This window comes from Clostridium sp. MSJ-8, assembly GCF_018918325.1.
GTDB lineage: Bacteria > Bacillota > Clostridia > Clostridiales > Clostridiaceae > Clostridium.
The window spans coordinates 13,561-33,588 of record NZ_JAHLQH010000040.1 but is presented as its reverse complement, the minus strand read 5'-3'; the positions used below and the strand labels follow the sequence as shown (position 1 = coordinate 33,588).

The window sequence follows — 20,028 nt, the reverse complement described above, 5'->3', positions numbered from 1 at the left end:
GATTATAGTCTTTTTTCTAATTCAGCTTTCATGTCTTCGTAACCTGGTTTTCCAAGTAAAGCAAACATGTTCTTCTTGTAAGCTTCAACTCCTGGTTGATCGAATGGGTTAACAGCTAATAAGTATCCACTAATTCCACAAGCTTTTTCGAAGAAGTAAACTAATTTTCCGAAATAGTAAGCTGATATTTCTGGAATGTTTACTACCATGTTAGGAACTCCACCATCATTGTGTGCTAATAAAGTACCTTGGAATGCTCTCTTATTAACATAATCCATATCTTTTCCTGCTAAGAAGTTTAATCCATCTAGATTATCTTCAGTTGCTTCAATTATTAATGATTTCTTTGGTGATTCAACATTAATAACTGTTTCTATTAAGTTTCTTTGTCCTTCTTGGATATATTGTCCCATTGAGTGAAGATCAGTTGAGAAATCAGCAGCTGCTGGGAATAATCCCTTATTATCTTTTCCTTCTGATTCTCCGAATAATTGTTTCCACCATTCATTGAAGTAATGTAATGCTGGTTCGTAGTTTACTAACATTTCTACTGATTTACCTTTATTGTAAAGTGCATTTCTTGCTGCTGCATATTGATATGCTGCATTTTCCTTTAAGTTTGGATTAGAATATTCTTCTCTTCCGTCTGCTGCACCTTTCATCATTTCATCTATATCTATTCCTGCTGCTGCTATTGGTAATAAACCAACTGCAGTAAGAACTGAGAATCTTCCTCCTACATCATCAGGAACTACAAATGTTTGATATCCTTCTGTATCTGCTAGAGTCTTTAATGCTCCCTTAGCTTTATCAGTTGTAGCATAGATTCTGTTCTTTGCTTCTTCTTTTCCATATTTCTTTTCTAAATAGCTCTTAAATACTCTAAAAGCTATAGCTGGCTCAGTAGTAGTACCTGATTTAGATATTACGTTAACTGATATATCTTTTCCTTCAACTGCTTCTAATAATTCAGCTAAATATGTTGAACTAATGTTGTTTCCACAATAGAATATTTGAGGAACTGTTCTCTTTGAAGCATCTAATGAGTTTTGGAAGCTATGTGAAAGCATTTCTATAGCAGCTCTTGCTCCTAAATATGATCCACCAATTCCTATAACTACTAATACATCTGAATCAGATTTAATCTTTTCAGCAGCTTTCTTTATTCTTTCGAATTCATCTTTATCATAATTTACCGGAAGATCTACCCATCCTAAAAAGTCACTACCTGCACCAGTCTTATTATGTAACTTTTCATGAGCTACCTTTACCATATCTTCTAAATAATCAACTTCATGCTCTTTTAAAAATGGAGCTGTTTTACTTAAATCTAATGTTATATTTTTCACAATAATTACCTCCACAAACATTAATCTTTTTTCCACTAACAATTATATCATATTATTATCGAATTATTTGTACATTTGCATTTTTTTTTGTATATTTTCTACACAAAAATCTTTACTCAACTTCAATTTTTTTCATGTTTTTGATTTAAAATTACACTTATCTAAAATAATTACTAAACCAAAATTATTGTATATATTTATTTTTGATTACTTAATTTTACTTAAATTAATATCAAATTATTGCTTTAAGCAAAGTAATATTATTATAATGAAAAATCCAATGTTATTTGATAATTCTATATTATGATTTTCTTTATTTGTATCAATATTATTGCTTTGAATAAATATTGATAATTAAAATATAATAGCATTAGTTTCAGTAACCGATTGTTCCATATTATTTATACTAATCTTTAATTCTTCATGGTTATATTATTCTATATCTACCTATAATTCTAACCTTAACAATAATGGTTACTTCCACTAATCTTATTACATTTTAATTATTTAAGCATTATGGTGATTTTTAGTGTATCTGTATTATTTCAAGTATCTTAAGTATTCAGTAATTCTTACTTTTAAAAAATTATCTAATAATAATACCTTAATTTTTTATATTTAGAAATACAATTGAATTTTTCTTTTATAAAATATTATTCTAATTCAAATGCTCCTGTATATAATTGATAATACTTACCTTTTTCAGCAATTAACTTCTCATGGTTACCTCTTTCAATTATTCTACCTTGTTCAAGTACCATAATTACATCTGAATTCTTAACTGTTGATAATCTATGTGCAATTACAAATACTGTACGACCTTCCATAAGAGAATCCATACCTTTTTGTACTATTGCTTCTGTACGTGTATCAATAGACGATGTTGCTTCATCTAATATCATAACAGGTGGATCAGCAACAGCTGCTCTAGCTATAGACAATAATTGTCTTTGTCCTTGTGATAAGCTTTCTCCATTACCTGAAATAACTGTATCATATCCATTTGGTAATCTTCTTATGAAATCATCAGCATTTGCAAGTTTAGCTGCTGCTATACATTCATCATCTGTTGCATCTAATTTACCATAACGAATATTCTCCATAATTGTTCCTGTAAACAAATTAGTATCTTGTAAAACCATTCCTAGAGAACGACGTAAATCATCTTTTTTAATTTTGTTAATATTTATATCATCATAACGTATCTTACCATCTGCCAAATCATAAAAACGATTGATAAGATTAGTTATTGTAGTTTTACCTGCACCAGTTGCACCAACAAATGCCACCTTCTGTCCTGGCTCTGCAAATAATGTTACGTCATGAAGAACTATTTTGTCTTCATTATATCCAAAATCAACATCAAAAAATTCTACATGTCCTGTAAGCTTTGTATAAGTTGTTGTTCCATCTTGATGTGGATGTTTCCATGCCCACATTCCAGTTCTCTTATCTGACTCAACTATTTCGCCATTATCATCATATCTTGCATTAACTAATGTTACATAACCATTATCTACTTCTGGTTCTTCATCCATAAGTTCAAATATTCTTTCAGCTCCTGCAAGTGCCATAATTACGAAGTTTAATTGTTGTGAAATTTGACTTATTGGTTGAGTAAAACTCTTAGATAATTGTAAGAAAGCAACTATTCCTCCAATAGTTAATCCACCTACATTATTTATTGCTAATGCTCCACCTAATACAGCTATAAGTACATATTGTAAATTCCCTAAGTTGGCCATAACAGGCATAAGAACATTTGCATATTTATTTGCCTTATAAGCATCATTAAACAATTCTTCATTTATCTTATCAAAATCTTCTTTTACATTTTCTTCATGACAAAATACTTTTACTACCTTTTGTCCATTTATCATTTCTTCAATAAATCCATTAACAGTACCAATTGATTTTTGTTGACGAATAAAATACTTCGAACTATTGCCAGCAATTTTCTTTGTTACAAATAAAATAACTATAATACTTATTATAACAAATATTGTTAAGTAAACACTTGTATATAACATTGCACAAAATACAGCTACTATTGTTATAATTGATGAAAACATCTGTGGAATACTTTGAGTCATCATCTGTCTTAATGTATCAGTATCATTAGTGTAATGACTCATTATATCTCCATGAGTATGTGTATCAAAATATTTTATAGGTAATGTTTGCATATGTTCAAACATCTCATCTCTTATATCCTTTAATACTCCTTGAGCTATTCCTACCATAACTCTGTTATATATTAATGTACATGCTATTCCTAGTACATATATAAGTGCCATAAACATAATTGCTTTAAGTAATCCACTAAATACTGGATTAGCCTCTGCCAATAGTGGTGTAACATAATCATCTATTACAACTTGAAGGAATAATGATCCTAATACTCCAGCTAGAGCACTTATAATTATACTTATTAAAACTATTATAAATCTAACTTTGTGTTTTCTAGTTATATATGATATAAGTCTCTTCATAGTACTAGAGTCAGGTTTTTTCATATTTTTATTCATCATCACTTCCTCCTTTCACTTGTGATTCATATACTTCCCTATATATATCATTAGTTTTAAGTAATTCTTCATGAGTTCCAATGGCATTTACTTTTCCGCCATCCATAACTATAATCTTATCAGCATCTTCTATAGAAGATATACGTTGAGCTATTATAAGCTTAGTAGTATTAGGTATCTCCTCTCTAAATGCTTTTCTTATTAAACTATCAGTTTTAGTATCTACAGCACTTGTTGAATCATCTAATATAAGTATCTTTGGTTTCTTAAGCAATGCTCTTGCTATACAAATTCTTTGCTTTTGTCCACCTGATACATTTGATCCACCTTGTTCTATATAAGTATCATATTTCTTTGGAAATGTTTGAATAAAATCATCTGCTTGTGCAAGCTTACATGCATGAATTAACTCTTCATCAGTTGCATTTTCATTACCCCAACGAAGATTTTCTTTTATTGTTCCAGAGAATAATACATTCTTCTGTAAAACCATCGCAACTTCATTACGTAGAGTATCTAAATCATATTCTTTTACATCAATACCTCCTACTAATACACTACCACTAGTAGCATCATATAAACGAGGTATAAGTTGAACAAAACTACTCTTTGATGAACCTGTTCCACCTATAATTCCAATTGTTTCTCCTGATTTTATACTTAAATCAACATCTCTTAAACATAATTTGTTAGGATCATTTGAATAACTAAAATTAACATTCTTGAATGTTATTGATCCATCTTTAACTTCTAATATAGGATTTTCCTTATTCTTAAGTGTACTTTCTTCATCTAATAATTCTGTTATTCTTTCAGCTGATGCACGAGATATAGTTATCATAACTAATACCATAGATAACATCATCAAACTCATTAATATTTGCATTAAATAAGTTATTAAACTAGTAAATTCACCTGTTGATAGTCCATTAACAGGGTTATTTCCAGATGCAATTATTAATTTTGCACCAAACCATGATACTAACAATAAACATGTATATACAGAAAATTGCATAAGCGGTGCATTAAAGGCTAATATTCTTTCAGCCTTAGAAAAATCTTTGTATATATCTTCTGATACATCTTGGAATTTTTTATTTTCTTTTTCTTCTCTTACAAATGCCTTTACAACTCTCATACCATGTAGATTTTCACCTACAATATTATTTAATTTATCATATGTCTTAAAAACACGTTCAAATATAGGATGAGCTTTAATAATAATTACATATAATCCAATTCCTAAAACAGGAATAGCACATAAGAATATTAAAGATAACTTAACATTAATTCTAAATGCCATAATTAATGCAAATATAAGCATTACCGGACCTCTAACTGCAATTCTAATTATCATCTGATATGCATTTTGAACATTAGTGACATCTGTTGTTAATCTAGTTACTATACTTGATGTTGAGAACTTATCAATATTTTCAAATGAAAAATTCTGAACATTGTAATACATATCTTTTCTTAAATTCTTGGCAAAACCTGCAGACGCATGAGCTGCATATTTTCCTGAAAGGAATCCAAAACTCAAAGAAATCATACAGAATATAGTTAATACTATTCCAGCCTTCCATATATAACTTCCATTTTGTTTCTCTATACCATAATCAATAAGCATTGCCATAATTATTGGTATTATTACTTCCATAACAACTTCTAGAGATACCATTATTGGTGAAAGTATAGATGATTTCTTGTATTCTCTAACACTTTTTAATAATTTCTTTATCATATACAACCTCCTATTTATAAATTATTCTAGAATATTTTTTTGAAATTTCTTCATAATATTAAAGAACATATCTATCTCTTCTTTAGATATTCCTTTTGTTAATTTAGATTCCAACTTACTTACATCTTTTCTTATAGTCATATGAATATCTATAGCTTCTTCAGTAAGTGTTATCCTCTTTAACCTAGCATCATAACTAACTGGCTCCCTAACTATCATGCCTTTCTGTTCTAACAGTTTCAATATATTAGATACTGTTGATCTTCTTATAGTGAATTCATCTTCTATATCCTTTTGAAATACGTCTTTATCCCTATGATCATATATATATCCTAGTATCCATCCATTAGTACCTAAGTCCTTATCTCCACATCTCTTACATTCAAACTTCTCTACTTCTCTACGTATTAAGTTATTCATTCTGCGTATCTCTAATCCAACTTCTCTATTTTCATTCACTGCATAACCTTCTCTCTAAAAAACATGTTAGTTTGCTAACAATTAGTTAACTAACAATTATTATAGAATTTAATATATTCATTGTCAACAATTAATATATTAAATTCTTTTATTTAACCTTAGTGTGTGAAATTCTCCCATATTCTATAAGTGGAGAGTAGTTCACATATACATATGATTAAGGGGTCCAGAACCTCTTCCTAGATTAAGTCCATCTTTTAATGCTCCAGTTAAATATTTCTTTGCTTTTTCTATACTATCCTCAAGAGTATATCCCATAGCTAAATTGCACGCTATAGCAGAAGATAATGTACAACCTGTTCCATGAGTATTATTATTATTTATTCTCTCTGATTTAAACCATCTATATTCTCCGTTACTATACAATAAATCTATAGCATCACTAACTAAATGACCTCCCTTTATAAGGACAGCTCCATTTAACATTATAGATATCTTCTTAGCTGCTTCCATCATATCTTCTTGAGATTTTATGGATATGCCACTTAAAACTTCTGCTTCTGGAATATTAGGAGTTATTATATCTGCTATTTTTATAAGTTTGTTTTGAAGAACCTCCATAGCTTCATCAGACAATAGCTTACTGCCACTTGTAGAAACCATAACAGGATCTACTACTATATTCTTAGCCTTATACTCTTGTAGCTTATCTACTATTACATCTATTATTTTACTATTAGATACCATCCCTATTTTTACTGCATCTGGTACTATATCTTGGAATACACAATCTATCTGCTTAGCTACAAATTCAGGCTCTATATCCAACACACCATATACACCAGTAGTGTTCTGAGCTGTAAGAGATGTTATTACACTCATTCCATATACCTTATGTGCTGCCATAGTCTTCATATCTGCTTGAATTCCTGCTCCTCCACTACAATCTGACCCTGCTATAGTTAAAACCTTCTTCATATTACGACCTCTCTTATTTTACTATTTCTTGTGAAATTCTCTTTAATTCTTCTGCTGCCTTTTTTATATCTTTTTGTGCAAATATTGCAGATATAACTGATATTCCATCTATTCCTGTTCCTTTAAGCTCTATAGCGTTATCTTTACTAATTCCACCTATTGCAACTACAGGAATATCTACAGAATCACATATTTCCTTTAGTTCTTCAAATGTAACATTTTTCGCATCTTTCTTGGTAGAGGTTGTAAATACCGCTCCTACTCCTAGATAATCAGCCCCTTGCTCTTGTGCAAGCTTCGCTTGTTCAACAGTTTGAGCAGATAAACCTATTATTTTGTCTTTACCTATAAGTTTTCTTACTTCTGTAACATCCATATCGTCTTGTCCAACATGAACACCATCTGCATCACATTCTATAGCTACTTTTATATTATCATTTACTATAAACTTAACTCCATATTCATAACACAATTCTTTTATATCTATTGCCTCTTTCAAGAAACTGTCATAATCTAGATTCTTTTCTCTTAATTGTATTATTGTTGCACCACCTTCTAGTGCTTTCTTTACTTGACTATATAAAGTTTCTTCTCCTAGCCATGTTCTATCAGTTATAGCATATAATAATAATGACTTTTTATCTAATCTCATATCTTGCACCTTCTCTTACTATGTCATCTGTCATATTAAATATTTCGTCTATTAAATAATTTCTATATGATGAATTACCAGCATGAGTTTCTTGTAATTTCTTCATTGCACGTTCTCCTGCAATTCCCATTGCACAAAAAGCTGCTGCTGTAGCTTCTAACTTATTCTCATTTGCCCCAACATAAGCTCCTGTCATAGCTGTTAACATACAACCACTACCTGTTATCTTACTCATCATCTTATCACCATTATATATAACATATGCTTTTTCTCCATCAGCTACTATATCTATAGCACCTGATGCTGCTATAATGGCACCTGTTTCCTTGGCAAATGCTTTTATAAATTCTATTGATTTATCTAAATTATCTTCTGTAACTACATCTTCTATACCAGCATCTACACCTTTTGTAGTTGCAGTTCCAAGTGCTAATGCTTTTATCTCAGATATATTACCACGAATTACTGTAAACTTGATATCTTTTATCATATTCTTAGTAGTATCTGTACGTAGTTTAGAAGCCCCTGCTCCAACTGGATCTAAAACAACTGGATGATTAAACTTCACAGAAGCTTTTCCTGCCTTAACCATAGCTTCTATAGCTGCATTCATAGTCCCTATATTTATTACAAGTGCACTTGCAAGTGATGTTATTTCTTCAACTTCTCTTGGATCATCAGCCATTGTAGGTGATCCTCCACAAGCTAATAAAATATTAGCACAATCATTTACTGTAACATAATTTGTAATACAATGAACTAATGGACACTTTTCTTTAATATTTTCAATAAAATTTGTCTTCATATACTTCATCTCCTATAATATAGCACAAAAGTTTCCAAAACTTGTTTTTAGATTCTTTTGCAGCACTATAATTTTTTTACGTATTTAACAACTTAGAATTAAGTAATAAAATTAAGTTTACACATAAAAAAATTTTATATTTTTCTAGACATTAAAAGAAGAACTCTACCTGAATAAGAGTCCTTCATAGAATTTCTAATATAATCATTCCCTACGTTGGCATTATCCAAATCAGGTATTCGGTCGAAGTTAGATTACTTCCTCTCAGCCTGCTCCATTCAAGCTCCCTATAATTTCTTCAATTTTTTTCAATATACCACTATATATATTCATTGTCAAATCATCTATAACTTATAATAGAAAAGTACAATATCCTCATAACTTCCATCTTTTAAAAGATATCCTTCTGGAACAATTCCAAGTTCAACAAAGCCAAGTTTCTTATATAATTTTATAGCAGAAACATTGCTCTTAACAACTGCATTAAACTGTAAAACTTTAAATCCTAATTCTTTTGCCTTTACTAAACAATCTTTAACTAATGCCTCTCCTATATGTAATCCTCTCTTAGATGATTTAACTGCATAACTAGCATTAGATAGATGTCCACATCTTCCTATATTATTAGGATGAAGTATATATAGTCCAACAACTTCTCCTTCTATCTCTGCCACAGCAGTGAATGATTGTGATGAGAAAAATTCATATGCATTATCCTTGTTTAATCCTTCTATCTGTGGAAAAGCATCTGCTGCATCAACAACTTCATTCCATATCTCTATCATAGAATCTATATCTTTTTCTTCAAATTTTCTTATCTCCAAGTTATTCACTCTCCTTCTTATGTTTATCATATATCTTTTTTATTATCCTATCATATTGATAATACATCTTTTGAACTTCATTTTCTAGTATATAATAATGAGCTACATATGGTATTAATAATATTAAAAATAATAAACTTAATATTCCTAATGTAATACTAGTATCCATAACAAACATTGCAAAAGATACAATCATGAATATTGCAAAAGCTAATGTTACTATTAAATGAATTAATCTCTCATGTTGAAAGAAACTAACTTGAGTAAGATGCTCATCTAGTACCTCTTCCCACTCTGTTTTATTATCATTATCTTCTAGAAGTTTATCTATTCTTTTTCTATATTCTAATATTCTTTTTCTCATTTTTAATCATCCTTCTATCTAATAACATTTTAGAATACCAAAATTCCTTTTTCTTTATCATAATGAACAATGCTACCCTCATCTATATTATTCTTATATAATTCTTCATCTATAGCTAATATTTCTGTTTTTTCTCCTGTTACTAAATCCATTAAAGTAACCATTACCTTTATCTTTTCTCCAGGTGTTAATTCCTCACAACCATAATCAGCTTCTCTTATTTGAATTATTTTATATTCTCTATTCTGCATACAATCCCCCCTATATTATTATAATTATAACAAAAATAAACCATTATAAGAAATGTGGTGGTCTTAAAACATTTCTATAATGATTTATTTTTTTATACAAGCACTAATTATATTGTAATTAATGTTTATATTCTTTAAATTTAATTATTACCTTGAATAAGTCTCCATCTATAACAACTTTGAATTCTCCGCCTTGAAGTTTTACTAAATTCTTCGCTATAGATAATCCTAATCCACTTCCTTCAGTTGTTCTAGAAACATCTCCTCTAACAAACCTCTCAGTAAGCTCATTACTATCTATATTGAGAGGCATTTCAGACATATTTTTAAGAGATATAACTATATTGTCATCTTCCTTATATACATCTAAATATACTCTTGATTTCTCCATTGCATATTTATATATATTTTGTAATAGATTCTCTATTATTCTAAAGCATCTTCTTCCATCAGCATATATCACTAGATTATCTTCAGATATATTAGCTATAAAATTAAGCTTCCTACTCTCAAACTTTTCACTAAACTCTGCTACTGATTGAGTTATTAATTCCTTTATATTAAGTGGAACTTTTTCTAATTCTATATTTCCTGTACTAGCCTTCGAAGCTTCAACAAGATCTTCTGTTAATTGTTTTAATCTCTGTGATTTCATATCTAATACCTTTAGATATTCTTGAAGTTTTTCATCTTGTATATCTTCTCTCTTAATAAGATCTATATAATTAATTATTGATGTTAATGGAGTCTTAATATCATGAGATACATTAGTAATAAGTTCAGATTTCATTCTTTCATCCTTAATACTTGTTTCTACTGCTTTCTGTAATCCATCACCTATAGAATTAATTCTTTCACCTAATTCCTTCCTATCATCATATAACTCATCTACATTTACCTTCGCCTCTAAGTTTCCACCTGATATAGCCTTCGCTACAGTTAATATCTTTTCCATATTCTTGGTGTCATCAACTATTATTTTAAACACATATATATTAAATGCAATTATTGCTATTAATCCTATAAAAACTAATAATAGCGCCCAGCCATCTGTATCTAAATTGGACAACCCAATAATAATTAACAACACACAGAACATATTAATTATGCTATAAATTATGAGTTTTATTATCTTCTTACTACTTGTGCTTCTATTCTGCCATATATATATAATACTTCTCTTTAAAACTCTATATAATTTAACAATAATTGCAGTATCAATAATCTTATGATTCTTAATTCTTCTAATTAAACTCATCAAACATTCCATATTAAAAATATAACAAGGAATTGTATATAATGAAGTACCTATCATCAATATGCTACATTCTGATAGTCCCCTCTGATAATAATCTAATGAATTAACTACTAGAGCAACCAATATTACTATGCTTATTACTGATAATACTAATCCTATCTCTATAGGAAGCTTATCTCTCTTGTATATCTTATCAACCTTTAACTCATTCTTTATGATATATGCCGTAATTCCTATAATAACTAATATATCCACAAAGAATATTATCCTTGCAGTTGATGAATACTTATATAACGGAAATAATTTTCTTTGTAAATTAATATTGTAATCATAATCTAAATTCTCATCAGTTTTTATTACACCTATAACAATCTTTTTACCCTTATCAATATTTTTAAGATTCTTCTTGCATTCACTATTAAGTAAATTCTTAGAATCAGACTTACTACTTGTATCATATTCAGTACTTATTATGCAATCATTAAAGTCTATATTTTCATCATTAGTTATTTCTAACTTACCACTTTCATCATATATAGCATATCTAAAGCTGGTACTTTTAGCATTTAACATTCTATTACAATTATCATAATATTCTTTATTCTCAAAATACTCTTTAAATTCACATTCAAATAAATTATCTAATGAAGTTAAAAACGGTGCTATTAAAATAGATTGTTCCTTATTCTCTTCAGTTGATGAATTATCTATATATGACATAGGTATATAGATATACTTAGAATCATCTATATCACTACTATCTAGCCAGCCAACATAACTATTGTAATATAGATCTTCGTCATCAGAATATACAAGTACCTTATCATTTTTCATGAATATCATAGCATCTTCTGAAATCTCTTCATTTATTATTCCATATTGTTGTTCTGTATCATTATCGTCTACTTCTCCGTAATAATACTCAATTTCATTATATCCTTTATCTTCTTCTTTATCTTTACTTATTTTCTTTTTATTCTTCTCTGCATATTTATAAAATATTGAAAGATACTCTCTTGTAGGTACAGCTAATATTTCTGAATCACTAAATAATTTCATTAACTTTTCTTGCCCACTTATTGAATTATCATATATATCTATTGAATCATATTCATCTTTATATTCACTTTTCAATTTATTAAAAGATATATCTTCTCTACTATTATCTGCATAATTAATTAATGTAAATTTAACTTTATTCTTATCATAAGAGTCTAATTTTCCTTTGTAGCTATACAAATCATTCAATGTATCTAATTTATCTGATAAATAATTTTCTTTAAAATAATTAGATTCTTCATATGTGCTAACATTCTTATCTGCAGCATCAAAAGAATAATTCTGAATAATACCTATGAAAAATGATATAGCTAATATCCATATGCACAAAAATAATGTTGCTTTTAATATTATCTTCTTTATCTTCATAAAATCACTTCCTAATAATTATTTCTTTAGATCTTCCATCTTATATCCTTGTCCCCATACTACTTTTATGTATCTAGGTTCTTTAGGATTAATTTCTATCTTTTCTCTAATATGTCTTATATGGACTGCAACTATATTATCTGAAGCAATTGCTTCCTCATTCCATATACGTTCATATATTTGATTTGTACTAAAAACAAGTCCCTTATTTTTAATTAAAAATAAAAGGATTTCATATTCTATTGGGGTAACCTTTATGTCTATTCCATCTACTTGAACTAGTTTTTTAGAATCATCTATTACTAGACCTCCATTTACCAATAAGTCATCATCCTTTTTTGCAATATTTCCTAATTTAGTATACCTACGAAGTTGTGATTTAACTCTAGCTAAAAGTTCTACTGAACTAAAAGGTTTAGTTATATAATCATCAGCCCCCACATTAAGTCCTAATACTTTATCATTATCCTCAGACTTTGCAGATAATATTATTATTGGAATATTACTATTTTTTCTTATATCTAGAGTAGCATGAATTCCATCAAGCTTTGGCATCATAATATCTATAAGAAGTAGATGTATCTCATTCTTATTTATTATGTTTAAAGCTTCTTCCCCATTATAAGCTTTTAGTACATTGTACCCTTCGGAAACTAAATATATTTCTATAGCTTCCACAATCTCTCTATCATCGTCACATACTAATATATTGTACATTAAGCCTCTCCCTTCTTATCTTAATGCTAAATATAGCTTATCAAGCTCACATTAAGAACTGCGTAAAAATAATCTTAAGAATTTATGAAGATAAATTAAAATGATATTGATTTTTCAAAGTGTATGCTCAATTTTATTTAAACAAACTCTTTATACCACTTTATCTATTATCAACATCATTATTTTTATCTTAGCAAAAATGCTTTGTTACATCAAATCACTTCTGCATTAATTATTCAAGCGTTATGCTGCTTTTTAATGTATCTGTATTATTGCTTTAAGTAAATTATCTATAATAAAATTTAGTATTTCTTATAATAAAAAAATAAAGATCCCGTTAAAAATACTATACTGTCTGAACTTTAGCAAGTTTATAGTATTTAGGGATCTTTACTCTTTTTTATTATATTAGTAAATACTTAATGATATTATATTATTTACTTAGAACATATAATATTGCTACTAATTAATAAATATAATATTATATTAATCAAACCAAATAACATTGAATTTTTATTAAATAAGCTCTTGGGCTAATTTGACTATGTTATCTTTTGCTGTTTCATCAACTGCAGACTTAATAGTTACAGTTGTATCAGTAAAGGTTATATTTATACTCTTTTCAAATTTATTTTTCATAACTCTAGCTGCTGTAGGAGCCCATGATCCATTTTCTATTAATCCTACTGTACGATTCTGATAGCTTCTTTCAGTAAGATGATCTATAAATTCTCTCATGAATGGAAATACATCGCCATTATAAGTTAATGATGCAAGCACTAACTTACTATACTTAAATGCATCAGAAACTGCCTTAGACATATCACATCTAGCAAGGTCATAAGCATAAACATTCTTACATCCTAGCTTTTCTAACTCTGCTTCTAATAACTCTACTGCTTTTTTAGTGTTTCCATAAACTGAAGAATATGCAATAACTATTCCTTCCTCTTCTACTGAGTATGATGACCATATATCATATAAGTTAATATAATATCCTAAATTCTCAGTAAGTACAGGTCCATGAAGAGGACATATAATCTGAATGTCTAGATTAGCTGCTTTCTTTAAAAGTGCTTGAACTTGTTTACCATACTTACCAACTATACCTATATAATACCTTCTAGCTTCATCTGCCCATTCTTCTTCTCTATCTAATGCGCCAAACTTACCAAATCCATCAGCAGAAAATAATACTTTATCTAAACTATCATATGTTACCATTACTTCTGGCCAATGAACCATTGGTGCAAATACAAATGTAAAAGTATGTCTACCAGTACATAGAGTTTCTCCATCCTTAACAATTACTTGTTTATCTAAAAAATCTGTTCCAAAAAATTGTTTCATCATAGCAAATGTTTTAACATTTGCAACTATCTTAGTATCTGGATATACTTGTGTAAAATTAAATATATTTGCTGAATGATCAGGTTCCATATGTTGAACTACAAGGTAATCTGGTACCTTATCTCCTAGGACTTCCTTGATATTCTCAAGCCATTCTTCCTTAAAGTTAACATCCACTGTATCAAAAACAGTTATTTTTTCATCTAAAACTATATAAGAATTATAGCACATTCCATTAGGTACCTTATATTGACCTTCAAATAAATCTACTTTATGATCGTTTACTCCTACATAGATAATATCGTTAGTTATATTCTTCATATTTCTTAATATCCTCCTAAACACCACTTAATTTTCCATATTATTAATTTATATTTATATAATAACATACTTTTACTTATTAATAAAGATTATCCATTAACATTTCTTATTATTTATTCCTTTTGTATAAGTTCAAATAGCACAAAAGGATTAGTTACTATATGGTTAAACCAACTAATCCTTAATCTATCTTGAAATTACTGTATCTATATGCTCTACAAACATTCTTCTGACAAATGAATAACTCCCTAAACCTATATCTATATTCTGTACGGTATAGCCATTTTCTTCCAAAATAGCTCTCCACGAATGATTATTATGTTTAAATATATCATTATAAGCATGTCTGCCTGATACAATCATAAGTGGTGTTAAATATATTTTCTTGTAATTACATTCTCTAATTATTTCTAATGAATTATTAATTGATAAGTTTCCTTTTATAGTACCTATATGTATATTATATCCTCTTTTATAAATAATATTATTAATATCTAAATAACAAGAATCTGCAACATGATCAGTTCCATGTGCTATTAAAAATATAGCTTCTCCATCAGAAGTATCTGGTAATTCCTTAATAATATTATCAATAAAAACATTATAATCTTCATGGGAATCTAATAATGGCTTTCCTATATATAAACTTTTAAAATGATCCTTATATTTATTAACTGTATTAATCATAATATCATTTTCAACACCATTAATAATATGAGTTGGTTGAATAATTAAATCAACTACCTTATCTCTTATAATCCTATTCATAGCTTCATCTATTGTATCAACTATATAATTATAGTTCTTTTTTAACCTATCAATTATAAACTTGCTAGTAAAAGCCCTATATATTATATAATCAGAATAAGCTACTTGTATATCTTCTTCTATACTATCTATTATTTTTATACCATTATCCTCAACAGAAGTAGTTCCAACACTTACTACCAAAATAGCTTTTTTCTTCAACTTCATCTTCCTATCCTGTATTATGTTTTTACTTTATACAATCTATTTACCTAGATAATTGCAAAACGACACCTTTTTTATTGTTCCATCATCTTCTATATCCAAAGTAATATATTTTCTATCATCTATATTATAATTATCATATTCTCCTTTAGTAATCCCTTGAGCATTCAATATATTATTTGCTTCATCTATTGATATACCAGGTTCAATTCCATATATCTTAAATCCTTCTATAGGTTCGTATAGCCATACAAAATATCCATCACCAATAGTTGATGCTCCAACTTGTAGCTTATCACCTTCAATATGAAACAACATATCATCTTCATTATAAATAGCTTCTGATGATAACAATTTTGCTAATGTTTCAGCTAGATTTCCACCTAAATCTTCTGTTAATATATCCGAATAATCTTTTAAATCTATATTTTTTTCATCATTTTCATCAATAACATTATCAGTATTTTCTATATTTATTTCATTATCACTTGGCTTTATGTCATTATAATCAGTATTACTATTAGTCTTCTCTTTATTGTCATTACATCCTAAACCTATCAACATACAAAACATACTTACAAATAATATAACTGTAACTTTTTTTCTCATAAATTATTTACCCATTCCTTTTTCGTATATTATTTTACTACCTAGATTATATCATCTTTTTATAAACTATTTTTATATTTAAAAAAATGTTACAATTGTAATCTTATTATATTTTATTCGCTTCATAATTTATAAATTTAATTATCAGGTTTGAATTTAACATAATTACCTATAGAACCAAAAAAGTTAGCTAAATATTATAACCTTTAGCTAACTTAATTTTTTTATATTTAGAAATTATGCTATTTATTAATAACTATCTGGTCTAATAAGACTAATATAAGGTCTTCTTTTTCTACTTTCTTTAGCTTCTGATAAATTAATATCTTGTATAATTAATTGTTCTTTACCATCTGCTTTAAATATAATATTACCCTCACTATCTACAACTATCGATTCACCAGAAAAGTTCATACTACCTTCAATTCCTACACGATTGCACATAGCAATAAATACATTATTTTGATATGCTTGCACTCTTATTTCCCATTCAAACATCTCCATAGGTTCATCTAAAGTATTTGCTGTAGGAATTATAATTAATTCTGCCCCTTGCTTTGCGCAGGACCTTATACTTTCAGGTAAATGTCTATCAAAGCATATTACTATTCCTATCTTGCCAAAAGGAGTATCATATACCTTAAATCCATCTTCAGAGGGAGTATAATAATCTTGTTCATAAAACTTGTTAGCTTGATATACATGAACCATCTTAGATACTCCTACAACCCCTCCATTAGAATCTATCATAAGGGACATATCATAATATTTATCATTATCCTTTATATATAGATTAGGAGACATCCACAAATTATATTTTTTGCATTTATCTCTAAAGACTTTAATCTTTTCATTATGTAAACTAATACTTAATTCTTCTTTATTTATTCCTAATATTTCTTGTAAATCTTCTTCTAAATACTGTGGAAAAAAAGGTGTTAATTGTATCTCAGGGAAAAAAATTATATCTGCATCTCGTGCTTCTTCTATTATATCTAAAGTCTTCTTATAATTCTCCTCCATACTAGTACTCATACACATTTGTGCCATTGCAATCTTCATATAATACCCACTTTCAATTATATTGTTATTTATTTTATCATAAGTAATGTTCCAATAGTAATAAATATAGCTCCTATAATTGATTTAGTTGAAAATTGTTCATGCAAGAATATAAACGCTAATAACAAAGTAATAACTACACTCAACTTATCTATAGGCACAACCTTAGATACATCTCCAACCTGTAACGCTTTATAATAAAACAACCATGATGCACCTGTTGCAATTCCAGATAAAATTAAAAAAGTCCAACTCTTCTTACTTATATTAGCTATTCCAGTCTGTGCATTAGTAAGGAATACCATTCCCCATGACATAACAAGTACAACTACAGTTCTTATTGCAGTCGCAAGATTAGAATTTACATTATTAATTCCTACCTTTGCAAGTATAGAAGTTAATGCAGCAAATATTGATGATAAAATTGCAAATAATAACCACATATAACATCCTCTCCTTATCAATTTATTAATGACATTGAATTTATGTTCAAGAATATTATATCATATTATCTACTTGCCTTCTGAAGCTTTCTCTATACAACTTAAAGCATTTAAACTACGTGGATATCCTATATATGGTACACATTGACTTACTACTCTAATAAGAAATGCTTTGTCATTACCAACATTCATATTTCCTGCAGCATGACTTACAAGTTGAGGTTCACATCCTCCTTGACCTGCTAGGAAACAAAATGTAATCATCTCTCTTTGTTTATAATCAAGACCTGTTCTTGTGTAATAATCTCCAAAACAATTAGCTGCAAGCCATCTATTAATATGTCCCTTTTGCCAAAAATCTTTCATATTATCACCAAATATATCTACTTGTGCCTCTGTTCCTTTTTCTCTACGATTTTCTATAGTAGTTGTTCCTTGCTCTGATAGAGGTAATTCTATACCTATTTCTTGTAACACATCGTTAGTAGCTTCTATAAATGGAAATGCTCTTCCTATTCCCATATAGGCAGTTGCTTGATATACTGTCTCTTTTACCATAATAGGACTTAGAGCATTCTTATTTAAAGCTTCTTTTAAAACATATTTAAATACATCTAATCCTTGACTTCCTATCAACACTGATAAAACAGCTAAATATCTAGTTTCATCATCTAATTGTTGATTTTCTTCATTCTCTACTTCATCTACAAAATACTTTAATCTTTCTATAAATTGTTTATCTGTTTCATATAAGTTATTCATTTTTAATTATTCACCTCTATACATTAATGTCTCGCACTTATTATAAACTACTTTCTACCCACTTCTTTATCTCTTCATCAGAAGCTCTATTTAATAATTTTCCTTGCATCCATTCTGTATTTTTTGAACATAAAGGTTTTAATACATCTACTGTTTTGCCAAATCCGCTACCACCTGATGTAGCAAATGGAACAATTTTTTTGCCTGAGAAATCATAACTCTCTAAAAAAGTATTAATAATTGTAGGTGCTACATACCACCATATAGGGAAACCAACAAATACCACATCATATTCATCCATATTATTTAATTTCTCTGCTATTTTAGGACGTGATGTAGGATCACTCATTTCTACTGAGCTACGGCTTTTTTTATCCATCCAATTAAGATCTGCCTTTGTATATGGTACTTCTGGTTTTATCTCAAAAATATCTGCTCCTGCAATACTAGCAATCCTCTCTGCTAATGATTTAGTAACACCGCTAGCTGAAAAATAAGCTACAAGTTTCTTCATAATAATCGTCTCCTTCTATAATAATATATTATTTAAATATTTCATTTTTTTATACAAAAAAAGTAGGTATCTTTCTTAATACCTACATTATATTGCCGATTTTTTACAATGTCTAATACCTATATTAAATCAAAGTATATGCCTTATAGGTATTTTTATTTTATTCGCGAAATCTTATTACATTTCTATTTTTACAATATCACTTATTTTAATAGCGATATCTGATATTAATCCTGAAGCTTTTATAATAATGTTACAATGTTTAAATTCACTTATTATAACATCTAAATATTCAGTTTCCTTTCCAAATATTCCATCCCAAAATCTTCTCTCATTTAAATACAAACATATTTTTTTTCCCACAAAATAATCCTTGTTTAAAGTAGAATATTTCTGGAGATCTACTGAAACCTTATCCTTTGAATCACTATCTTTAATCTCAGTAATATATTTCTTTGCCAACATTCCAATCTTAGTTTCTTTTTTATCAGGTATTACATAATAAAAAAATTCCTTATCTTCATTTACTATATATCCATCAAATATTCCATCATTCCAATCAGTACATTCAATAGTACACTTCTTATGATTATTTTTTTGTTCAATTATACTATCCAAAACTATCCGCTCCTTATGAATTATCTATAGTTGCAATTATACCATATTTTTCAAAAAAA

General features: G+C 28.3%; 20 protein-coding genes and 1 riboswitch. All 20 genes read right to left on the bottom strand.

What is annotated here, in order from left to right; genetic code table 11:
- Positions 1 to 2: 2 nt before the first annotated feature.
- The 20 genes from KQI77_RS08440 to KQI77_RS08345 all read right to left on the bottom strand — a co-directional run bounded on the left by KQI77_RS08440 (position 3) and on the right by KQI77_RS08345 (position 19,969).
- The gene (locus KQI77_RS08440) at positions 3 to 1,352 is read right to left on the bottom strand and encodes a glucose-6-phosphate isomerase (RefSeq protein ID WP_216390024.1); all 1,350 of its coding nucleotides are present in this window, start codon (positions 1,350 to 1,352) and stop codon (positions 3 to 5) included.
- 650 nt (positions 1,353 to 2,002) lie between these two features.
- Positions 2,003 to 3,877, bottom strand: coding sequence for an ABC transporter ATP-binding protein (locus tag KQI77_RS08435; RefSeq protein WP_216390023.1), 1,875 nt, complete (start codon positions 3,875 to 3,877; stop codon positions 2,003 to 2,005).
- Positions 3,870 to 5,621, bottom strand: a complete 1,752-nt coding sequence (locus KQI77_RS08430) for an ABC transporter ATP-binding protein (RefSeq protein ID WP_216390004.1) — start codon at positions 5,619 to 5,621, stop codon at positions 3,870 to 3,872. Before KQI77_RS08430 ends, KQI77_RS08435 begins: the two co-directional genes overlap by 8 nt.
- A 21-nt stretch (positions 5,622 to 5,642) precedes the next feature.
- A complete protein-coding gene (locus tag KQI77_RS08425; RefSeq protein WP_216390003.1) occupies positions 5,643 to 6,080 on the bottom strand; it encodes a MarR family transcriptional regulator in 438 nt (145 codons plus the stop codon).
- A 162-nt stretch (positions 6,081 to 6,242) separates the two neighbouring features.
- Positions 6,243 to 7,019 carry a bifunctional hydroxymethylpyrimidine kinase/phosphomethylpyrimidine kinase gene (gene thiD, locus KQI77_RS08420; RefSeq protein ID WP_216390002.1) on the bottom strand — a complete coding sequence of 259 codons (777 nt, stop codon included), beginning with the start codon at positions 7,017 to 7,019 and terminating at the stop codon, positions 6,243 to 6,245.
- 13 nt (positions 7,020 to 7,032) lie between these two features.
- Positions 7,033 to 7,671, bottom strand: coding sequence for a thiamine phosphate synthase (thiE, locus tag KQI77_RS08415; protein WP_216390001.1), 639 nt, complete (start codon positions 7,669 to 7,671; stop codon positions 7,033 to 7,035).
- Positions 7,658 to 8,476: a hydroxyethylthiazole kinase gene (thiM, locus tag KQI77_RS08410; RefSeq protein WP_216390000.1), complete on the bottom strand. Its 819-nt coding sequence runs from the start codon at positions 8,474 to 8,476 to the stop codon at positions 7,658 to 7,660. The genes thiE and thiM overlap by 14 nt, the downstream gene beginning before the upstream one ends.
- Positions 8,477 to 8,666: 190 nt before the next feature.
- A riboswitch (TPP riboswitch) is annotated at positions 8,667 to 8,776 on the bottom strand.
- A 44-nt stretch (positions 8,777 to 8,820) separates the two neighbouring features.
- A complete protein-coding gene (locus tag KQI77_RS08405; RefSeq protein ID WP_216389999.1) occupies positions 8,821 to 9,330 on the bottom strand; it encodes a GNAT family N-acetyltransferase in 510 nt (169 codons plus the stop codon).
- Positions 9,302 to 9,664, bottom strand: a complete 363-nt coding sequence (locus KQI77_RS08400; RefSeq protein WP_216389998.1) for a hypothetical protein — start codon at positions 9,662 to 9,664, stop codon at positions 9,302 to 9,304. Before KQI77_RS08400 ends, KQI77_RS08405 begins: the two co-directional genes overlap by 29 nt.
- A 29-nt stretch (positions 9,665 to 9,693) precedes the next feature.
- Entirely contained in the window at positions 9,694 to 9,915 is a 222-nt protein-coding gene (locus KQI77_RS08395; protein ID WP_216389997.1) for a hypothetical protein, read from the bottom strand.
- 118 nt (positions 9,916 to 10,033) lie between these two features.
- Positions 10,034 to 12,601: a sensor histidine kinase KdpD gene (locus KQI77_RS08390; protein WP_253289400.1), complete on the bottom strand. Its 2,568-nt coding sequence runs from the start codon at positions 12,599 to 12,601 to the stop codon at positions 10,034 to 10,036.
- A gap of 18 nt (positions 12,602 to 12,619) precedes the next feature.
- Entirely contained in the window at positions 12,620 to 13,318 is a 699-nt protein-coding gene (locus KQI77_RS08385) for a response regulator transcription factor (protein WP_216389996.1), read from the bottom strand.
- Positions 13,319 to 13,834: 516 nt separating this feature from the next.
- Complete coding sequence (locus KQI77_RS08380; protein WP_216389995.1) at positions 13,835 to 14,989, bottom strand: FprA family A-type flavoprotein; 1,155 nt, start codon at positions 14,987 to 14,989, stop codon at positions 13,835 to 13,837.
- 186 nt (positions 14,990 to 15,175) lie between these two features.
- Positions 15,176 to 15,958, bottom strand: coding sequence for a sirohydrochlorin cobaltochelatase (locus KQI77_RS08375; protein ID WP_216389994.1), 783 nt, complete (start codon positions 15,956 to 15,958; stop codon positions 15,176 to 15,178).
- A 42-nt stretch (positions 15,959 to 16,000) separates the two neighbouring features.
- The gene (locus tag KQI77_RS08370) at positions 16,001 to 16,570 is read right to left on the bottom strand and encodes a hypothetical protein (protein WP_216389993.1); all 570 of its coding nucleotides are present in this window, start codon (positions 16,568 to 16,570) and stop codon (positions 16,001 to 16,003) included.
- A gap of 249 nt (positions 16,571 to 16,819) precedes the next feature.
- Positions 16,820 to 17,632, bottom strand: coding sequence for a carbon-nitrogen hydrolase family protein (locus tag KQI77_RS08365; protein WP_216389992.1), 813 nt, complete (start codon positions 17,630 to 17,632; stop codon positions 16,820 to 16,822).
- A 29-nt stretch (positions 17,633 to 17,661) separates the two neighbouring features.
- Positions 17,662 to 18,075, bottom strand: coding sequence for an EamA family transporter (locus KQI77_RS08360; protein WP_216389991.1), 414 nt, complete (start codon positions 18,073 to 18,075; stop codon positions 17,662 to 17,664).
- Positions 18,076 to 18,144: 69 nt separating this feature from the next.
- Entirely contained in the window at positions 18,145 to 18,837 is a 693-nt protein-coding gene (locus KQI77_RS08355) for a carboxymuconolactone decarboxylase family protein (RefSeq protein WP_216389990.1), read from the bottom strand.
- Positions 18,838 to 18,877: 40 nt separating this feature from the next.
- On the bottom strand, positions 18,878 to 19,354 hold the full coding sequence (locus KQI77_RS08350) for a flavodoxin (RefSeq protein WP_367397292.1): 477 nt from the start codon (positions 19,352 to 19,354) through the stop codon (positions 18,878 to 18,880).
- Between the two features lie 174 nt (positions 19,355 to 19,528).
- Positions 19,529 to 19,969: a hypothetical protein gene (locus KQI77_RS08345; RefSeq protein WP_216389988.1), complete on the bottom strand. Its 441-nt coding sequence runs from the start codon at positions 19,967 to 19,969 to the stop codon at positions 19,529 to 19,531.
- Positions 19,970 to 20,028: the final 59 nt, after the last annotated feature.

Excerpts from the sequence above, each read along its gene's own strand:
- KQI77_RS08435 (WP_216390023.1), bottom strand. The coding sequence starts at position 3,877 with ATGAATAAAAATATGAAAAAACCTGACTCTAGTACTATGAAGAGACTT.
- KQI77_RS08430 (WP_216390004.1), bottom strand. The coding sequence starts at position 5,621 with ATGATAAAGAAATTATTAAAAAGTGTTAGAGAATACAAGAAATCATCT.
- thiD (WP_216390002.1), bottom strand. The coding sequence starts at position 7,019 with ATGAAGAAGGTTTTAACTATAGCAGGGTCAGATTGTAGTGGAGGAGCA.
- thiE (WP_216390001.1), bottom strand. The coding sequence starts at position 7,671 with ATGAGATTAGATAAAAAGTCATTATTATTATATGCTATAACTGATAGA.
- thiM (WP_216390000.1), bottom strand. The coding sequence starts at position 8,476 with ATGAAGACAAATTTTATTGAAAATATTAAAGAAAAGTGTCCATTAGTT.
- KQI77_RS08405 (WP_216389999.1), bottom strand. The coding sequence starts at position 9,330 with ATGATAAACATAAGAAGGAGAGTGAATAACTTGGAGATAAGAAAATTT.
- KQI77_RS08400 (WP_216389998.1), bottom strand. The coding sequence starts at position 9,664 with ATGAGAAAAAGAATATTAGAATATAGAAAAAGAATAGATAAACTTCTA.
- KQI77_RS08395 (WP_216389997.1), bottom strand. The coding sequence starts at position 9,915 with ATGCAGAATAGAGAATATAAAATAATTCAAATAAGAGAAGCTGATTAT.
- KQI77_RS08390 (WP_253289400.1), bottom strand. The coding sequence starts at position 12,601 with ATGAAGATAAAGAAGATAATATTAAAAGCAACATTATTTTTGTGCATA.
- KQI77_RS08385 (WP_216389996.1), bottom strand. The coding sequence starts at position 13,318 with ATGTACAATATATTAGTATGTGACGATGATAGAGAGATTGTGGAAGCT.
- KQI77_RS08380 (WP_216389995.1), bottom strand. The coding sequence starts at position 14,989 with ATGAAGAATATAACTAACGATATTATCTATGTAGGAGTAAACGATCAT.
- KQI77_RS08370 (WP_216389993.1), bottom strand. The coding sequence starts at position 16,570 with ATGAGAAAAAAAGTTACAGTTATATTATTTGTAAGTATGTTTTGTATG.
- KQI77_RS08365 (WP_216389992.1), bottom strand. The coding sequence starts at position 17,632 with ATGAAGATTGCAATGGCACAAATGTGTATGAGTACTAGTATGGAGGAG.
- KQI77_RS08360 (WP_216389991.1), bottom strand. The coding sequence starts at position 18,075 with ATGTGGTTATTATTTGCAATTTTATCATCAATATTTGCTGCATTAACT.
- KQI77_RS08355 (WP_216389990.1), bottom strand. The coding sequence starts at position 18,837 with ATGAATAACTTATATGAAACAGATAAACAATTTATAGAAAGATTAAAG.